Consider the following 17,338-nt stretch of genomic DNA (forward strand, 5'->3'; position numbering starts at 1 on the left):
GGCTGAATTAGATTACTCTGCTTTCTCCACAAAGATACCGTCCTGATGCCCTGCTTCATTAAAGAACCAGATGCCGAGCGGGTAGTCTTCCAGCGAAACCAGGTACATTGTGCCTTCACTAAACTCCTCAACTGCCAGTACCACGCCAGGACGACGCGGACCGCCATCCGTTTTGACTGTTACCCGATCATTCACCTTCATCGTTTTCCTCCTGTGGCTTTGTGCCAGTGTAGAACAATTTCGTTTTTCTGGCAGCGCCAGGCGCGCGCGAGTGCTGATTTTCTCGACGGTCTATACTTAAGAGATGCCAGGCGGACTTAACGACTGGCGGCAACAACAGAGTAACGGTTGCGAGGAAAGATGATGAAAACCGCAAAAGAGTACAGCGATACCGCAAAACGTGAGGTCAGCGTCGATGTCGATGCCCTGCTGGCGGCGATCAATGAAATTAGCGAAAGCGAAGTTCATCGCAGCCAGAACGATTCTGAACACGTTAGCGTCGATGGACGTGAATATCATACATGGCGTGAATTGGCGGATGCCTTCGAACTGGATATTCATGACTTCAGCGTCTCTGAAGTGAATCGTTGAATGCACAATAAAAAAATCCCGACCCTGAGGGGGTCGGGATGAAACTTGCTTAAGCAAGAAGCACTTAAAAAATTCGTTACACCAGGAAATCTGATGTGTTCATCACCTTATCCGCAATTTTTTTCGCTGACAAGAAAATATTCGCCATATGAATGATTAACGCTACTTATGAATAGAAATGTGACGCACGTCACCCCTTGGTGGCTCTGGCGTCAGCGGGATCGCTCCCGAAAAAAATCATCTTTGATAATTTGTGCTGTTTTGAGAATCATCCTGGTAAGGGGAGTACTGCGCGACTATGTTTTCAATTCAACAACCACTACTGGTTTTTAGCGATCTTGATGGCACCCTGCTGGACAGTCATAGTTATGACTGGCAACCGGCAGCCCCCTGGCTCACCCGTTTACGCGAAGCAAATGTTCCCGTCATTCTCTGTAGCAGTAAAACATCAGCGGAAATGCTGTACTTGCAAAAAACGTTGGGGCTACAAGGTTTACCGCTGATTGCCGAAAATGGCGCAGTGATCCAGCTTGCTGAGCAATGGCAGGAGATAGACGGTTTTCCACGCATCATCTCAGGTATTAGCCATGGCGAAATCAGCCAGGTTTTAAATACGCTACGCGAGAAAGAACATTTTAAATTCACGACTTTTGATGATGTCGACGATGCAACCATCGCCGAATGGACGGGATTAAGCCGTAGCCAGGCGGCGCTGACGCAGCTTCATGAGGCGTCGGTAACGCTAATCTGGCGCGACAGTGACGAGCGTATGGCACAATTTACCGCTCGTCTGAACGAACTGGGCTTACAGTTTATGCAAGGTGCGCGCTTCTGGCACGTCCTGGATGCCTCTGCCGGAAAAGATCAGGCTGCCAACTGGATTATCGCGACCTATCAACAATTGTCAGGCAAACGCCCAACCACACTTGGCCTGGGCGATGGGCCAAACGATGCGCCCTTACTGGAGGTAATGGATTACGCGGTGATTGTGAAAGGGCTAAACCGTGAAGGGGTGCATCTGCATGATGAGGATCCGGCCCGCGTCTGGCGAACGCAGCGTGAAGGACCGGAAGGATGGCGTGAAGGGCTGGACCATTTTTTCTCCGCCCGTTAAGCGTTATCGCTCGCGAATACCCGATTACGCCCGGCCTGTTTAGCGAGATAAAGCCGACGGTCGGCCAGTGACTGGAGTTGTTCAAAATCATAATCACCGGTTTCCTCGCTGCTACTTACCCCCAACGAGGCACTGATGCGTATCGTCGTACTCTTAGCAATCAACATCTCTTTTTCATTTAACTTCAGGCGAATACGTTCTGCGACTTCCGCAGCCTCCGTCAGACTCGCGCCTGGCAGAATCACACAAAACTCCTCACCACCGACCCGCCCGGCAACGTCCTGCGCACGCAAGGAACTGCTAATTAATCCGGCAGCATGAGAAAGAACACGGTCGCCCGCCTGATGACCAAAGCGGTCATTAATCGCTTTAAAATGGTCAAGATCGACCTGAATGACAGAAAAAGGATGTTGGTGCGTCTGACACAATTTCGCGAGCGGACGGGCTTTTTCGAACAGTGCGCCACGGTTATATAAACGCGTTAAGGTGTCGTGCCACGCCTGCCACTGCAACGAGCTTTGCAGAACATACATGTTGCTGACCATCCGGCGAATCACATACCAGGAGATGAGTAACATGGTGGTAAAGAGCGCCCACAGCAGGGTTAATGCAATGCTGATACTGCCGAAATCGCCGCGCACGCCTTCGCTTAACGTATGGACGCGCACCAGCACACCGTCGAAATGGTCCAGACGTTCCCAGCTAACATAGCGACTGTCCATACGAATGCCGCCCCGCGTGTCATGTTCCATTGCCTGCGCCAGCATGGCCAGTTCACGAGGATCAAAAATATTCCCTGTTGGATGGTCAGGATTGGAAGAGGTCAAAAATCTCAGCTTACTGTCATAGAGCTGATACTCACCATCGAGGTTTTTATCGATGGCGTTTCTTAAAAATTGCTGCATAGTACGCACGGGAATACTCATCCCCAGCACGCCATACCAGTAGTTATTACTGTCTACCGGAACACTGACGGTAACCTGCGGTTCAGTATTGCTGGCGTGTTCCGGTTGCGAAGTGAACCAGCGTACCGCGCGGTGACGATTTTCTCGTTGTGAATGGCCGATAAACCAGGGTTGGGTGACATAGCCGTAATAACGCGTCGGGACATTGCGCGTAAACAAGGTCGGCTGCGTCGAAACGTAAAATCCGGCACGCGAGACATACATCGCCTGTTCAACCATCGACGAGGAGTTGTGCGCTAGTCGCAGCAAGTAACCAACTTCCAGTGCAGCGGTAATTTCATTGTCGAGGCTTTCATTTTCGCGAGACAGGAGATTCCCCTCGCTGACTAATGCATCCGACACGCCATTGACTGGCAGGGTGCGCCGTCGGTTGAGTTCGATTTTCCAGGCGTGCTCGTCGCGATGCTGTTCGAACTCGGTTACAGCATCACGCAGAGAGGTGAAATCCAGTGGCGCTACGAGAGCTTCGCGCATGCCATTACGCAAAAAGATCAGTTTGTCGACGTTATACTGCAAATGCTTATCGAGCGCGTTGGCTACGTTTTCCAGATGATTACGCTGGCTGGAGATATAGGCATCTTCCAGCACTACCACTTCACGCCAGGTCAGCAAGGTGGAAAAAAGCAATACCACGATAAAGCAGAGATTAACGATATGACCAGGCCCCAGGCGGCGTGCGAGTTTTTTCAACCAGCTCTGGTTTTCCATTTTTGTCTCGTGCTGCACCCTGACGACTCCCCACCTGCTTTTTTATGATTCTGGCATAACCTGGCGATAGCGTACCGCAAAACAGCGATAATTTTATAATGGTGGCATGATAAGACGCGACTATCATTCATTGCAGGCATTGGCACACCAGGCCGGATGTGATCCGGCCTGGTCTTAATGATACCCTTTCAAACTTCTTCCGCAGGACGACTCCCCTCCCCCGGAACAAGCTCGGTTTCATGAAAAGCTTCCCGCTTGACCCCGTAACCGTCATACCAACGACACTCAACCATACCGCTGGAGTATCCAGTGACAATCATCCGCGGGCCGCCCTCTTTAACCGTAACTTCCTCACTAACCATAAAGCTCATACTCGCCTCCTTTTTTCGAGTGAAACTTGTTCACCTTAGTTGAAGATGGCGAATTTTGCATAATAGCCTGTGCGAGTATTAATGTGCCTGACCGCGCATTTTCGCTACGGCTTTCACTCCCAGCACCACGATGCCGCCGATGATAAATCCAAGAATCAGATTTAAAACAGTCGGTAATATCATCGCCACCACTGCACTTTGCTGCCCGGCGAAATGTTCAATGGCGTGATGCAGCGGCGCAATACCATGTACCACAATCCCGCCGCCGACGAGGAACATCGCCAGCGTGCCGACAATCGATAACGCTTTCATCAGCCAGGGCGCGATAATCAATAATCCTTTACCTAATGCCTGCATCAGCGCGCTGGATTTTTCCGCCAGCCAATACCCCAGGTCATCAATCTTAACGATAACCCCTACCAGACCGTAGACGCCCACGGTCACTACCAGCGCTATGCCTGAAAGCACCAGCACCTGATTAAGCAACGGCGCTTCGGCCACAATCCCCAGCGTGATGGCGACGATTTCCGCAGACAATATAAAATCGGTACGAATCGCCCCTTTTATTTTGTCCTTTTCAAACTTCAGCGGATCCTGCGCCGCCAGCTTCTCCAGACGCTGCTGGCTCTGCGCCGGATCTTCTCTATGTTTACGCGCCTCCAGCATATGCAGCACTTTCTCTACCCCTTCAAAGCAGAGAAACGCGCCACCAATCATCAACAGAGGCGTAATCGCCCACGGGATAAACGCACTGATAATCAGCGCCAGTGGCACCAGAATCACTTTATTGATCAGCGATCCTTTCGCCACGCCCCAGACCACGGGAAGTTCCCGGTTGGCCCGCACGCCTGAAACTTGTTGCGCATTGAGCGATAAGTCATCCCCTAATACACCGGCGGTTTTCTTCGCCGCCAGTTTGCCCATCACGGAGATATCGTCCAGCAGTGTGGCGATATCATCGAGCAACGTCAGTAAACTACTCCCGGCCAAAAGCATTCCCTCTCATTTTTATTGTTGAAGGGTGTAAGTATGAAGCAAAAACGGCAGCTCTGATACTTGCTTCACAGGTCAACATTTTTTTAACAATCAAGTGCAATTATATCTCTCGCCAGCAGAATGATTTTCACGTTTACTATGAACCACCTTTTTATTTCCACCGTGAGGGATTATGCGTTTCCGCCAGTTGTTACCGCTTTTTGGCGCGCTGTTTGCGTTGTATATCATTTGGGGCTCAACCTATTTTGTCATTCGGATTGGCGTGGAAAGCTGGCCTCCGTTAATGATGGCGGGCGTTCGATTCCTGGCAGCCGGTATTTTATTGCTGGCATTTTTGCTACTGCGCGGACACAAGCTCCCCCCGCTACGTCCGCTGTTCAATGCCGCGCTGATTGGCCTGTTATTGCTGGCTGTCGGTAATGGCATGGTGACGGTTGCCGAACATCAAAATGTTCCTTCCGGCATCGCCGCCGTAGTGGTTGCAACCGTGCCCCTCTTTACCCTGTGCTTCAGCCGCCTGTTTGGCATTAAAACGCGCAAACTGGAATGGGTGGGTATTGCCATTGGGCTTGCCGGAATCATCATGCTCAATAGCGGTGGAAATTTAAGCGGCAATCCGTGGGGCGCGATTCTGATTTTAATCGGCTCGATTAGCTGGGCGTTTGGCTCAGTTTATGGCTCGCGCATTACCTTACCTGTAGGGATGATGGCGGGTGCGATTGAGATGCTGGCGGCTGGCGTGGTGTTAATGATCGCGTCGATGATTGCAGGTGAAAAACTGACGGCGCTCCCTTCCCTTTCAGGCTTCCTTGCGGTCGGCTATCTGGCGCTGTTTGGTTCGATTATCGCCATCAACGCTTATATGTATTTAATCCGCAACGTCAGTCCGGCTCTCGCCACCAGCTACGCTTACGTTAACCCGGTGGTCGCGGTCTTGCTGGGTACGGGACTGGGTGGAGAGACGCTGTCGAAGATTGAATGGCTGGCGCTCGGCGTAATTGTCTTCGCGGTGGTACTGGTCACGTTGGGAAAATATCTCTTCCCGGCAAAACCCGTAGTTGCGCCAGTTATTCAGGACGCATCAAGCGAGTAAATGAATCCCCTGCGTGTCGATCTGCGCGCTGGCACCTTCGCCGCAGATCCACTCTTCCAGACGCTCGCTAAGCGCTTCATCCGTCAGCTTCTCGCGCCCACGTAACGCGCACTCCCAGACAATCAATACGCGCCAGCCGAGTTCCTGCAAGCGACTGATATCGCGGCGATCGCGCTCAACATTTTTACCTATCTTCTCCAGCCAGAACTCGGTTCGAGTCGCAGGCACTTTAAACAGATAGCAGTGATGATGATGCCAGAAGCAGCCATGGGTAAATATCACGCAGCGATATTCATCAACGACAAAATCCGGGCGTCCGGGCAGACTGGCGTCCTGAACGTGAAACGCCAGGCCCTGCCCGGTTAACAGACTGGCGAGGCGCTTCTCAATCGCCGTATCACGCGTGGCAATCGCGCGCATATTTTTGCTGCGAGTGGCCTTATCGTGAACGTCGGCCATGTTGTGCCTCTTGCTGACGCAACGCCACCGCCTGTTTGATTTTTGGCTCAAGCAGTTTTGCCACCGCGGCAAAGACCGGCACGACCACCGAGTTACCGAACTGGCGATAGGCCTGAGTGTCCGAAACCGGAATGCGGAATTTCGCTTCTCCCGGCGCTTCAAAACCCATTAAGCGCGCGCATTCCCGAGGCGTTAACCGACGTGGACGATGTTGCTGATTCAGCGGATCGTCAAAGTCTTTCTCACCCGTGGCCATATCCCATCCGCGATCGATTAAAATTTCCGCGCCATCTTTGTAATAACGCGCAGACAGCGTACGGGTGACGCTTTGCGGATTGTTCGGATAAACCATTCCATAACCGAAGCCGTTACCGCGCGCCTGATGTTTTTTCGCATATCGATAGAGGTACTTCCACAGTACCGGCGTCAGGATATATTTCGCCTCGACCATCGGGTCCAGCAGCTGCGCCAGCGTCACTCGCTGCGCAGGGAAACATCCGCTGATATCACGCAGAGTAAAATCGGCTTTCAGATTAAGATCGCGACGAAAACCCACCAGCACGATGCGTTCACGGTGCTGCGGCAGAAAATGTTTACCATCGATGATTTTCGGATCGTCCGGCCCGTTATCTTCTGCATCAGCCACGTCATAGCCCAGTTCGTCCAGCGTCTGCATGATGATGCGGAACGTTTTACCCTGGTCGTGGCTTTTCAGGTTTTTGACGTTTTCGAGCACAAACATCGCCGGACGACGCGCGTCGATAATGCGCACCACATCAAAGAACAGCGTGCCCTGAGTATCGCAGGCAAAACCGTGCGCCCGCCCGAGCGAGTTCTTTTTCGATACGCCAGCCAGCGAAAATGGCTGACATGGGAAACCGGCCAGTAAAACATCGTGTTCAGGAATGTGTTGACGAATATGTTCCGCCGCCGCCTCATCACTCACGCCTTCTTTATGGCTGAGGGTGATGTCGCGGATATCTTCATTAAAATGATGCGTCGCCGGGTCGCAATAATGGTTGGCTTTATAAGTGCGTACCGCATGTTTGTTCCATTCGCTGGTAAACACGCACTGTCCGCCAATCGATTCAAAACCGCGACGGATACCGCCAATTCCGGCAAATAGATCGATAAAGCGAAACGCATAATGCGGATGATGTGCCGGTGGTTTGGGTAACAACGTTTGCAGATGGGCGAACTCTTTCTCACTTAAACGGTGCCATGCCGAGTCATTCGCCAGCGCACGTTTTAAAATTGCCGCGCTCCAGTGATTCTCACCCACACCATTAAGCTGCGCCACCAGCGTTTTAACATCATAAATTTGCAGCAGTTTCTCCAGCATTGCCTGTGCGGCATTCCCGGTGCTGTATGAATCGGTTACTGATATATTTTCCTGCATAGATTTAACCGGCCATCTGAGATGGCCGACAGGTTAACATAATTACAGCCATTTAGGGCCACGCGCTCAGCCCGCGGGTGAAAACGCATCTATCACCTTGTGATCGACACCTTCATTCTCCCCCGCCAGTTCGGCACTGAGCTTCGCCATAAACTCGACTAAAAAATGCGCGTTGTGCTGCGCCAGCTGCTTGCCTCTTACGGTTTGCATGGTTTGCGGTAGCTTCAGCAACTTAGTCTGGAAATGATCCAGCGCGTAACGTTTATCATCAAGCGGGCGATGCTGTGCGAGCGGATCTTCGGCATCAAACAGCGCCACGCCCAATGCCCCTGAAACGGCAAACACACGTGCCAGGCCAATCGCCCCCAGGGCTTCCAGCCGATCCGCATCCTGGACAATTTTAGCTTCCGTGGTTAAGGGGGCGATTTGCGCGCTGAAACTGTGAGCGGCAATGGCATGACAAACGGCCTCAATTTTCTCCGCCGGAAATTGCACGAACTCTTCACGGAGCAGGCGACGCGTCTCTTCTGCCGCCAGGATTGAAGAACGCTGCCGTTGCGGATGATTTTTCGCCAGGCTCACAATATCGTGGAAATAACAGGCTGTTAAAATCACCAGCATATCGACATCGTCATCTGCCGCCAGCTTCTGTGCCGTAGCCCAGACGCGGCGAAAATGACACACGTCATGGGCCGCGTCCTGGTGCTGATGATGGTTTTTCAACCAGTTTTCGAACTGTGCCTGCCAGTGTTGTAAGTCCATACGCGCTCCGTTGCCAAAGAGTCGCCACCTTAGCAGTTTTTATTCATAGCGTCTGCTACGTGCGGGACGAGGTCGGGTGTACCAGGCAATGCTGCCTAACAATGCCCCGACCAGAGCCATAAATAAAAATCCGACCAGTGCCCCTAACCACTTTCCCGCGGTAGAGCCTAAATCGCTTTCAAATCCCGACACGGGGGCATCGGGGATCCGGCTAATCACCCAGATGTAACGCGCCATTGCCCAGACGAAATAGCCACACCATGTATAGAAAGCCCACAAAGCCAGTTTGCCGCCAGGGCTGCGAGAGAGTCTCTCTTCCATCTTTGTCGAACCGTATTCCATTTTGAGATAACCCGGAAAATTCAGACTTAGTACTATTATGTGATAAAAGTCACATTTTTCCACATTGAATGAGCCAGTCAAGACTCAATCATTTTTTGAACAAATAGATAAATTATGCGCAACGGCAGTGAATACAGGAAAAATCGTTTTGAGCGATTTTATTTATCTTTGATATCGGCTTTATTAATTCATTTAATCAATATATTAGCACTGAATACAATTATACCTTTTTATTTTTCTGTGTCATGATGCCTCCGTTATTAGCCTTTTATCGTCTTGTTTATATTTTTTGGGCCGGCATGATGCCGGCTTTTTTTTATGCCTTCATTAATGTGCTCGTGATCACACCAGCCGTTTAGCGCAACAATCATTGATACTCCCTATCTTTCCGTTCAACTCATAACTTATTGATATGCATTTATAATCTTCATGAATATTTATATTTGGAATTCATAATTCTGAATTATATTAAATAGATTAGAAACATTTTGAAATCTTTTAAATATATTTGTTACATGTAATCTTTAAAATAAAATGAACTTCATAGAATAGTATCCAAATGTGCTTTTTTTTGGATAACGGCACTTATTGATATATTCATGAAGATTATAATCACAAGGGAATACATAATGAAAAGAAAAGTTCTGGCAATGCTGGTCCCGGCGTTATTAGTTGCTGGCGCAGCAAATGCGGCTGAAGTCTATAATAAAGATGGCAATAAACTGGATTTGTACGGAAAAGTAGCGGGTCTGCACTACTTCTCTGATGACTCTGGCAGTGATGGCGACATGTCATATGCCCGTATCGGTTTCAAAGGTGAAACCCAGATCGCTGACCAGTTCACTGGTTATGGTCAGTGGGAATTTAACATTGGCGCAAACGGTCCTGAAAGCGACAAGGGTAATACCGCAACGCGTCTGGCATTTGCAGGTTTCGGCTTTGGTCAGAATGGTACTTTCGACTATGGTCGTAACTACGGTGTCGTATATGACGTAGAAGCATGGACCGATATGCTGCCAGAATTTGGTGGAGATACCTATGCTGGCGCTGACAACTTCATGAACGGTCGTGCTAACAGCGTAGCAACCTATCGTAACAATGGTTTCTTTGGTCAAGTTGATGGTCTGAACTTTGCACTCCAGTATCAGGGTAACAACGAGAAAAGCGGATTATTTGATCAAGAAGGTTCAGGTAACGGTAATGGACGTAAACTTGCTAAAGAGAACGGCGACGGTTACGGTATGTCCACTTCCTATGACTTTGACTTTGGTTTAAGTCTGGGCGCTGCTTACTCTAACTCTGACCGTACCGACAATCAGGTTCACAAAGGTACTCATAACACTCGTTATGGAGATCGCTTCGATGCAACTGCTGGCGGTGAAACAGCAGAAGCATGGACCGTTGGTGCTAAATACGACGCTAATAACGTTTACTTAGCAGCTATGTATGCTGAAACCCGTAACATGACTGGTTACGGTGATGCTGATGCCATCGCTAACAAAACCCAAAACTTTGAAGTTGTTGCTCAGTATCAGTTCGACTTCGGTCTGCGCCCGTCCATCGCTTACCTGCAATCTAAAGGTAAGGATTTAGGCGGTGTAAATAGTGATAACTTCGACAGCCAGGGTAATCATCATTACACCAACAAAGATCTGGTTAAATATGTTGATATTGGTATGACCTACTACTTCAACAAAAACATGTCCACTTATGTTGATTACAAAATCAACCTGCTGGACAACGACGACGACTTCTACAAAGAAAACGGCATCGCTACCGATGATATCGTGGCTGTGGGCTTAGTCTACCAGTTCTAATCAGCCAACGCGCCGCGGCGTGTTACTGTAAAACTGAACACTAGCCTGAGTTCGTCCCTCATCGAACTCAGGCTTTTTTATTGGCATTTCATCTCCATCTGCGGCACACGCAATTGCCGAAGCATATCGATACAGCACCTTAGCCTGCCCCTCCTGGCACAATAACATCAACCAGCTACTCTTCAAGCTAACACCCAAATGCATTTCTTTATGAATTAATCCGTAACAAACACGCGGTGATGCTGCCAACTTACTGATTTAGTGTATGATGGTGTTTTTGAGGTGCTCCAGTGGCTTCTGTTTCTATCAGCTGTCCCTCCTGTTCAGCTACTGACGGGGTGGTGCGTAACGGCAAAAGCACCGCCGGACATCAGCGCTATCTCTGCTCTCACTGCCGTAAAACATGGCAACTGCAGTTCACTTACACCGCTTCTCAACCCGGTACGCACCAGAAAATCATTGATATGGCCATGAATGGCGTTGGATGCCGGGCAACCGCCCGCATTATGGGCGTTGGCCTCAACACGATTTTCCGCCATTTAAAAAACTCAGGCCGCAGTCGGTAACCTCGCGCATACAGCCGGGCAGTGACGTCATCGTCTGCGCGGAAATGGACGAACAGTGGGGATACGTCGGGGCTAAATCGCGCCAGCGCTGGCTGTTTTACGCGTATGACAGGCTCCGGAAGACGGTTGTTGCGCACGTATTCGGTGAACGCACTATGGCGACGCTGGGGCGTCTTATGAGCCTGCTGTCACCCTTTGACGTGGTGATATGGATGACGGATGGCTGGCCGCTGTATGAATCCCGCCTGAAGGGAAAGCTGCACGTAATCAGCAAGCGATATACGCAGCGAATTGAGCGGCATAACCTGAATCTGAGGCAGCACCTGGCACGGCTGGGACGGAAGTCGCTGTCGTTCTCAAAATCGGTGGAGCTGCATGACAAAGTCATCGGGCATTATCTGAACATAAAACACTATCAATAAGTTGGAGTCATTACCCAAACACGCTTCCCATATAGAAATATTTGCAAAAATAGTGCATGAAATAAGCTTTTTCTCTACCAATCCGCGATATAAATATTCATCAGCACCACAATATTCCACAGCACTAAATCTCTCTCCGCCGCCCCGTACCTCTGATAATGGTCTAAAATCATTGATGCCACTTGCGACGACGTTACTCAATAAGGAAAATTTGGCGTGAATAATATTCAACACCAGTGCAGCATCATCATTACATACTTACACCCGCCGACTACCGCTTTCGATATATTGACTCAATTTTCCAGCCTGGTTAAAAATAGCGACCAGCTCAGTCGCAAATATAGTGACTACCCTAACTAAGCAACAATAAGGAATACACTATGACTGTTCAAACAAGTAAAAATCCGCAGGTCGATATTGCTGAAGATAATGCATTCTTCCCTTCAGAATATTCGCTTAGCCAATATACCAGTCCTGTCTCTGATCTTGATGGCGTGGACTATCCAAAACCGTATCGCGGTAAACATAAAATTCTGGTGATCGCCGCGGACGAACGTTATTTGCCGACCGATAACGGAAAGCTGTTCTCGACCGGTAACCATCCGATTGAAACGTTGCTGCCGTTGTATCATCTCCATGCTGCAGGTTTCGAATTCGAAGTGGCGACCATTTCCGGTCTGATGACCAAGTTTGAATACTGGGCTATGCCGCACAAAGATGAAAAAGTAATGCCATTCTTTGAGCAGCATAAATCGTTGTTCCGCAATCCGAAGAAACTCGCGGATGTCGTCGCCAGCCTCAACGCTGATAGCGAATATGCAGCAATCTTTGTTCCTGGTGGTCATGGCGCACTTATTGGTTTACCTGAAAGCCAGGACGTGGCTGCCGCTTTACAGTGGGCAATCAAAAATGACCGTTTTGTTATCTCCCTTTGCCACGGCCCGGCGGCTTTTCTGGCGCTTCGCCACGGCGATAACCCACTGAATGGTTATTCCATTTGCGCATTCCCAGACGCCGCAGACAAACAAACGCCAGAGATTGGCTATATGCCGGGTCATCTCACCTGGTACTTCGGCGAAGAACTGAAGAAAATGGGCATGAATATCATTAATGACGACATCACCGGGCGAGTACATAAGGACCGTAAACTTCTCACCGGCGACAGTCCTTTTGCAGCGAATGCGTTGGGTAAACTGGCGGCGCAGGAAATGCTGGCAGCTTACGCGGGTTAATCCCTGTTACGTTTGAATGTAAGCGCATAATCAATCGCGGCCGCGTTAGTACTCACGACGTGGCTGCGTTTTTTCACGGTTAATTTATGGCGTACTGAAGCCCTATGTTAATTTCTTTGCGGCAACGTAATCCGGAACACATTATGCTTATTGAGATAGTGATACGTAGCACTTCCCCCATGTAATTCGGCAATCGCTTTGACTAAAGAAAGACCAAGTCCCTGACCTACGGAATGACGCGAATTATCTCCCCGCCAAAATCTACGGAAGAGTTTTTCAGGCTCATTAATTTTCGTTCCAGGGCTGGCGATATCAATATTAAGAGATCCGTTGGTATCAAGAAAACTGGTTATATGAATACGCGATTTTTCTGGCGAATATCGAATAGCGTTAACAATAAGATTCGATAACATTCGTTGCAGTAAAATTTTATCCGCAAAGATTTGCTGATTGCACTCGACCTTAAAGCAAATCTCTTTCTCGTCTGAAAGATATTCAAGATAGTCCAACAAATTTTCGACTTCCTTATTGAGAGAAAGCGAGTCCAGCTTCACCAAAACATTGTTTTTATCTGCCCTGGCAAGAAACAGTATGTTCTCTGTTAACCGCGAAATATTTTCCAGCTCTTCAATGTTTCCGGCAATTGTTTTTTGATATTCAGCGATACTTCTGGTTTGACTGAGCGTAACCTGATTCTGACCCAGTAATGCATTAATTGGCGTTCTAAGTTCATGAGCGAGATCGTCAGCAAACTGACTTAGACGCTCAAAATCTTTGACTAAAGCATGATGCATTTTATTCAACGCCTGCCCAAGAGGTTTTAGTTCTCTCGGTAATGCGCTAACCTCAACAGGCTCTCGGCTATCGTTATAATTCAGCGCTTCCGTTACACCACTCAACTTTTTGATCTCTCGTAACCCCGTTCGGATTAACAGCGGACTTAATACTGAGCACAGTATAATGGCGACAATGCAAATTATAATGCTATTGATTTTATACTGTTCAAGCATGTTATGTCTGGCTGAAGCCAATTTAGCCACAGTAACCGTTAATGATGGCGAAACTTCATCAATATTAATTCGTAAAGCATCTATCTCTGTGTCATTAATAATGCTTCTGTAAATGCCAGCTGCGCTGATTGTCTCACTAGCAGGTATGTTATTTAACATGCCATCACTGACATTTGTCCGGTTAACAATTTTATTGATGCCATCACCATGAATGATCAAGATATCCTGACTAACATCCATCATCCGGTTAAAGTATACAGGTAACGTATCTGGATTTACCCCATCAATTAACAACTGCTTGATCTGTGCTGTCCGGTTAATGAGTGTTGTATCATCGCGCCATTTCAACTCACTTGCCAGGCCATTATAGAGAGTCCAGACAATTCCAGCGCCAGCAACAGACAGCAGCAATATAAAAAGCAAGGTTAAACGGACGGTTATAGATAATCTTTTCATTATTTTTTTACCGCTACGAATGAATAGCCCATCCCCCGGATTGTGGCGATTAGCTTTTCAGGAAAAGGATCATCAACTTTTGCGCGGAGCCTGCGAATGGCGACGTCCACCGTATTGGTATCACTATCAAAGTTGATTCCCCAAATTTCACTCGCAATAACCGTTCTGGGTATAATTTCGCCAGCTCTGGAGGCCAGTAGCCAAAGTAACTGAAACTCCTTGCGCGTCAGTGTAATACTGATATCGTCCCTGCTCACACTTTGACTAACAGAGTCCATTCTTAAGCCGCTGATTTCTAATGTTGAATTCAAAGCGTGATGTTGCCTTAATTGTGCCCGAACCCTTGCCAGCAACTCAGAAAATGAAAAAGGTTTTACCAGATAATCATTTGCCCCACTGTCCAGCCCTCTGACTCTGTCATCGACAGAATCCCTTGCAGTAAGGCAAATAACAGGGGTTTGCTTTGCTGTTCTTAACGTTTGTAAGATCTGCCAGCCATCCATACCCGGAAGCATAATATCCAGAATGATCAATGCATAATCATCCTTCAGCGCAAGATAAAGCCCATCTCTGCCATCAGAAACGGCATCAATGACATAACCCGCTTCGGAAAGCCCCTGCGTTACCCACTCCTGGGTCCTTTGATTATCTTCAATAAGTAAAATCTTCATGAAAATAATATGCCATAAATCATATGTTATAGAAACAGCCTGGTTCATTACAAAATTGTAATGCTGCTGTAAGGTTACCCTGGACGCTTTTTCGCTATCCTCAAAACTCATTCACATGACAAGGATATAAACATGTTAAAGCGTTATTTAGTACTCTCCGTAGTAACGGCTGCATTTTCATTACCTTCTTTGGTCTATGCTGCACAACAAAACATTCTTAGCGTGCACATTTTGAACCAGCAAACAGGAAAACCCGCTGCCGACGTGACAGTCACTCTTGAAAAGAAAGCGGACAACGGCTGGTTACAACTTAATACCGCCAAAACAGATAAGGATGGACGAATTAAGGCACTGTGGCCCGAGCAAACTGCAACTACGGGCGATTACCGTGTCGTATTTAAAACCGGGGACTATTTCAAGAAACAAAATCTTGAAAGTTTCTTCCCTGAGATCCCCGTTGAATTTCATATTAATAAAGTGAACGAGCATTATCATGTGCCTTTATTACTTAGCCAATATGGGTATTCAACCTATCGTGGCAGTTAATGCATAAATATGTAAAAGCAGATCTCTGCTACTGTTAGGGAGGACACTCCCTGACAGATTAACAGTAAACGGCTCTTGCTGGCTAACGACAAAAAAGTGTGATGGCTTATGAAAAAGAATCAATTTTTAAAAGAATCAGATGTTACGGCCGAGTCGGTATTCTTTATGAAGCGTCGGCAGGTGTTAAAAGCACTGGGCATCAGTGCAGCTGCACTTTCTTTGCCTCACGCTGCGCATGCCGATCTGCTTAGCTGGTTTAAAGGGAACGATCGCCCGCCCGCCCCCGCCGGAAAAGCGCTGGAGTTCAGCAAGCCTGCCGCCTGGCAAAATAACCTGCCACTGACGCCAGCAGATAAAGTTTCCGGTTATAACAACTTCTATGAATTCGGGCTGGATAAAGCCGATCCCGCCGCTAATGCTGGTAGCCTGAAAACCGATCCATGGACACTGAAAATCAGCGGCGAAGTGGCAAAACCATTGACCCTCGATCATGATGACTTAACCGGTCGCTTCCCGCTGGAAGAGCGTATTTATCGTATGCGCTGCGTGGAAGCGTGGTCGATGGTGGTGCCGTGGATTGGTTTTCCGCTGCACAAATTGCTGGCGCTTGCCGAACCCACCAGCAATGCGAAGTATGTCGCTTTCGAAACAATTTATGCACCGGAACAGATGCCAGGCCAGCAGGACCGCTTTATCGGCGGTGGGCTGAAATATCCTTATGTCGAAGGATTGCGTCTCGACGAAGCAATGCATCCGCTCACACTGATGACCGTAGGTGTTTATGGCAAGGCGTTACCGCCACAAAATGGCGCGCCAGTGCGACTGATTGTGCCGTGGAAATATGGCTTTAAAGGGATTAAATCGATAGTCAGTATTAAGCTGACCCGCGAGCGTCCGCCAACCACCTGGAATCTGGCAGCGCCTGACGAATACGGTTTTTACGCCAACGTTAATCCGCATGTTGATCACCCGCGCTGGTCACAGGCTACCGAACGATTTATTGGTTCAGGCGGCATCCTCGATGTACAGCGCCAGCCAACGCTACTGTTTAATGGTTACGCCGACCAGGTGGCATCGCTGTATCGTGGCCTGGATTTGCGGGAGAATTTCTGAATGCGTCTGACAGCAAAACAGGTGACATGGCTGAAAGTTTGCCTGCATCTTGCCGGATTGTTGCCGTTTCTCTGGCTGGTCTGGGCGATCAATCACGGTGGACTGGGTGCCGATCCGGTGAAAGATATTCAGCATTTTACCGGTCGCACTGCACTGAAATTTTTGCTGGCGACCTTGTTAATCACACCTCTAGCACGCTACGCAAAACAGCCGTTATTGATACGCACTCGCCGCCTGTTAGGCTTATGGTGCTTTGCCTGGGCGACACTGCATTTAACCAGTTACGCATTGCTGGAGCTGGGCGTGAATAATCTGGCGTTATTAGGCAAGGAGTTAATTACCCGGCCTTATTTAACGTTAGGAATTATCAGCTGGGTTATTTTGCTTGCTTTAGCGTTTACTTCAACCCTGGCGATGCAGCGAAAACTCGGCAAGCACTGGCAACAGTTGCATAATTTCGTCTATCTTGTCGCGATCCTGGCCCCAATACATTATCTGTGGTCAGTGAAGATTATTTCACCGCAGCCGCTCATCTACGCTGGGCTGGCTGTACTGCTTTTAGCCTTACGGTATAAGAAGTTGCGTTCCCTTTTTAACCGGTTACGCAAGCAGGTTCACAACAAATTATCTGTATAACTTCATATTGCCGACAAAGTACGCGTTATCCCTGCCGGATGTGGCGCGAGCGCCCTATCCGGCATACAC

General features: G+C 48.6%; 19 protein-coding genes. 9 read left to right on the top strand and 10 right to left on the bottom strand.

The genetic code is table 11. The features are described 5' to 3' along the window. Window positions 1-12 precede the first annotated feature (12 nt). Window positions 13-201: a protein DsrB gene (gene dsrB, locus HUZ68_RS13755; protein ID WP_000867217.1), complete on the bottom strand. Its 189-nt coding sequence runs from the start codon at window positions 199-201 to the stop codon at window positions 13-15. Between the two features lie 162 nt (window positions 202-363). Between dsrB and yodD the strand changes: the two genes are divergently transcribed. Beyond that, entirely contained in the window at window positions 364-591 is a 228-nt protein-coding gene (gene yodD, locus HUZ68_RS13760) for a peroxide/acid resistance protein YodD (RefSeq protein ID WP_000844800.1), read from the top strand. A 298-nt stretch (window positions 592-889) separates the two neighbouring features. Then, window positions 890-1,705 (top strand): mannosyl-3-phosphoglycerate phosphatase-related protein, encoded by an 816-nt coding sequence (locus HUZ68_RS13765; RefSeq protein ID WP_000491522.1) that lies wholly within the window; start codon window positions 890-892, stop codon window positions 1,703-1,705. Here HUZ68_RS13765 and dgcQ read toward each other — a convergent pair. From dgcQ to HUZ68_RS13780, 3 genes are all read right to left on the bottom strand, one after another. Continuing rightward, window positions 1,702-3,396 carry a cellulose biosynthesis regulator diguanylate cyclase DgcQ gene (gene dgcQ, locus HUZ68_RS13770; protein WP_077696296.1) on the bottom strand — a complete coding sequence of 565 codons (1,695 nt, stop codon included), beginning with the start codon at window positions 3,394-3,396 and terminating at the stop codon, window positions 1,702-1,704. The genes HUZ68_RS13765 and dgcQ overlap by 4 nt on opposite strands. A gap of 170 nt (window positions 3,397-3,566) precedes the next feature. After that, entirely contained in the window at window positions 3,567-3,749 is a 183-nt protein-coding gene (locus HUZ68_RS13775) for a YodC family protein (RefSeq protein WP_000009306.1), read from the bottom strand. 78 nt (window positions 3,750-3,827) lie between these two features. Continuing rightward, entirely contained in the window at window positions 3,828-4,745 is a 918-nt protein-coding gene (locus tag HUZ68_RS13780) for a DUF808 domain-containing protein (protein ID WP_029392990.1), read from the bottom strand. A gap of 172 nt (window positions 4,746-4,917) precedes the next feature. Here HUZ68_RS13780 and yedA point away from each other — a divergent pair, with 172 nt between their 5' ends. Beyond that, window positions 4,918-5,838 (top strand): drug/metabolite exporter YedA, encoded by a 921-nt coding sequence (gene yedA / locus HUZ68_RS13785; protein WP_033814607.1) that lies wholly within the window; start codon window positions 4,918-4,920, stop codon window positions 5,836-5,838. Here yedA and vsr read toward each other — a convergent pair. The 4 genes from vsr to drpB all read right to left on the bottom strand — a co-directional run bounded on the left by vsr (window position 5,827) and on the right by drpB (window position 8,779). Beyond that, window positions 5,827-6,297, bottom strand: coding sequence for a VSPR family DNA mismatch endonuclease (gene vsr, locus HUZ68_RS13790; protein ID WP_016236726.1), 471 nt, complete (start codon window positions 6,295-6,297; stop codon window positions 5,827-5,829). The genes yedA and vsr overlap by 12 nt on opposite strands. Continuing rightward, window positions 6,278-7,696, bottom strand: coding sequence for a DNA-cytosine methyltransferase (dcm, locus tag HUZ68_RS13795; RefSeq protein ID WP_001157247.1), 1,419 nt, complete (start codon window positions 7,694-7,696; stop codon window positions 6,278-6,280). The genes vsr and dcm overlap by 20 nt, the downstream gene beginning before the upstream one ends. Window positions 7,697-7,762: 66 nt before the next feature. Further along, entirely contained in the window at window positions 7,763-8,458 is a 696-nt protein-coding gene (locus HUZ68_RS13800; protein WP_032281083.1) for a phosphohydrolase, read from the bottom strand. Between the two features lie 39 nt (window positions 8,459-8,497). Further along, on the bottom strand, window positions 8,498-8,779 hold the full coding sequence (gene drpB, locus HUZ68_RS13805) for a cell division protein DrpB (RefSeq protein ID WP_243044669.1): 282 nt from the start codon (window positions 8,777-8,779) through the stop codon (window positions 8,498-8,500). Window positions 8,780-9,429: 650 nt separating this feature from the next. On the opposite strand from drpB, the gene ompC reads away from it, so the two are divergent. From ompC to hchA, 3 genes are all read left to right on the top strand, one after another. After that, window positions 9,430-10,617, top strand: coding sequence for a porin OmpC (ompC, locus tag HUZ68_RS13810; protein WP_000824414.1), 1,188 nt, complete (start codon window positions 9,430-9,432; stop codon window positions 10,615-10,617). 290 nt (window positions 10,618-10,907) lie between these two features. Further along, a protein-coding gene (locus HUZ68_RS13815; RefSeq protein ID WP_095033700.1) for an IS1-like element IS1B family transposase occupies window positions 10,908-11,605 on the top strand; the annotation gives its coding sequence in 2 pieces (ribosomal slippage) (window positions 10,908-11,157 and window positions 11,157-11,605; 699 coding nt in all). Window positions 11,606-11,985: 380 nt separating this feature from the next. Beyond that, window positions 11,986-12,837, top strand: coding sequence for a glyoxalase III HchA (gene hchA / locus HUZ68_RS13820; RefSeq protein WP_000218212.1), 852 nt, complete (start codon window positions 11,986-11,988; stop codon window positions 12,835-12,837). Window positions 12,838-12,944: 107 nt separating this feature from the next. Here hchA and hprS read toward each other — a convergent pair whose 3' ends face one another. Together hprS and hprR are read right to left on the bottom strand one after the other, a co-directional pair. Further along, window positions 12,945-14,303 (bottom strand): two-component system sensor histidine kinase HprS, encoded by a 1,359-nt coding sequence (hprS, locus tag HUZ68_RS13825; protein ID WP_033810931.1) that lies wholly within the window; start codon window positions 14,301-14,303, stop codon window positions 12,945-12,947. After that, window positions 14,303-14,974 (bottom strand): response regulator transcription factor HprR, encoded by a 672-nt coding sequence (gene hprR, locus HUZ68_RS13830; protein ID WP_239594232.1) that lies wholly within the window; start codon window positions 14,972-14,974, stop codon window positions 14,303-14,305. The genes hprS and hprR overlap by 1 nt, the downstream gene beginning before the upstream one ends. 132 nt (window positions 14,975-15,106) lie before the next feature. On the opposite strand from hprR, the gene hiuH reads away from it, so the two are divergent. The 3 genes from hiuH to msrQ all read left to right on the top strand — a co-directional run bounded on the left by hiuH (window position 15,107) and on the right by msrQ (window position 17,269). After that, the gene (gene hiuH / locus HUZ68_RS13835) at window positions 15,107-15,520 is read left to right on the top strand and encodes a hydroxyisourate hydrolase (protein WP_000920132.1); all 414 of its coding nucleotides are present in this window, start codon (window positions 15,107-15,109) and stop codon (window positions 15,518-15,520) included. 108 nt (window positions 15,521-15,628) lie between these two features. Beyond that, the gene (gene msrP, locus HUZ68_RS13840) at window positions 15,629-16,633 is read left to right on the top strand and encodes a protein-methionine-sulfoxide reductase catalytic subunit MsrP (RefSeq protein WP_112925010.1); all 1,005 of its coding nucleotides are present in this window, start codon (window positions 15,629-15,631) and stop codon (window positions 16,631-16,633) included. Beyond that, entirely contained in the window at window positions 16,634-17,269 is a 636-nt protein-coding gene (gene msrQ, locus HUZ68_RS13845; RefSeq protein ID WP_033814605.1) for a protein-methionine-sulfoxide reductase heme-binding subunit MsrQ, read from the top strand. Window positions 17,270-17,338 lie beyond the last annotated feature (69 nt).

Source organism: Shigella dysenteriae, assembly GCF_022354085.1.
Classification (GTDB): domain Bacteria; phylum Pseudomonadota; class Gammaproteobacteria; order Enterobacterales; family Enterobacteriaceae; genus Escherichia; species Escherichia coli.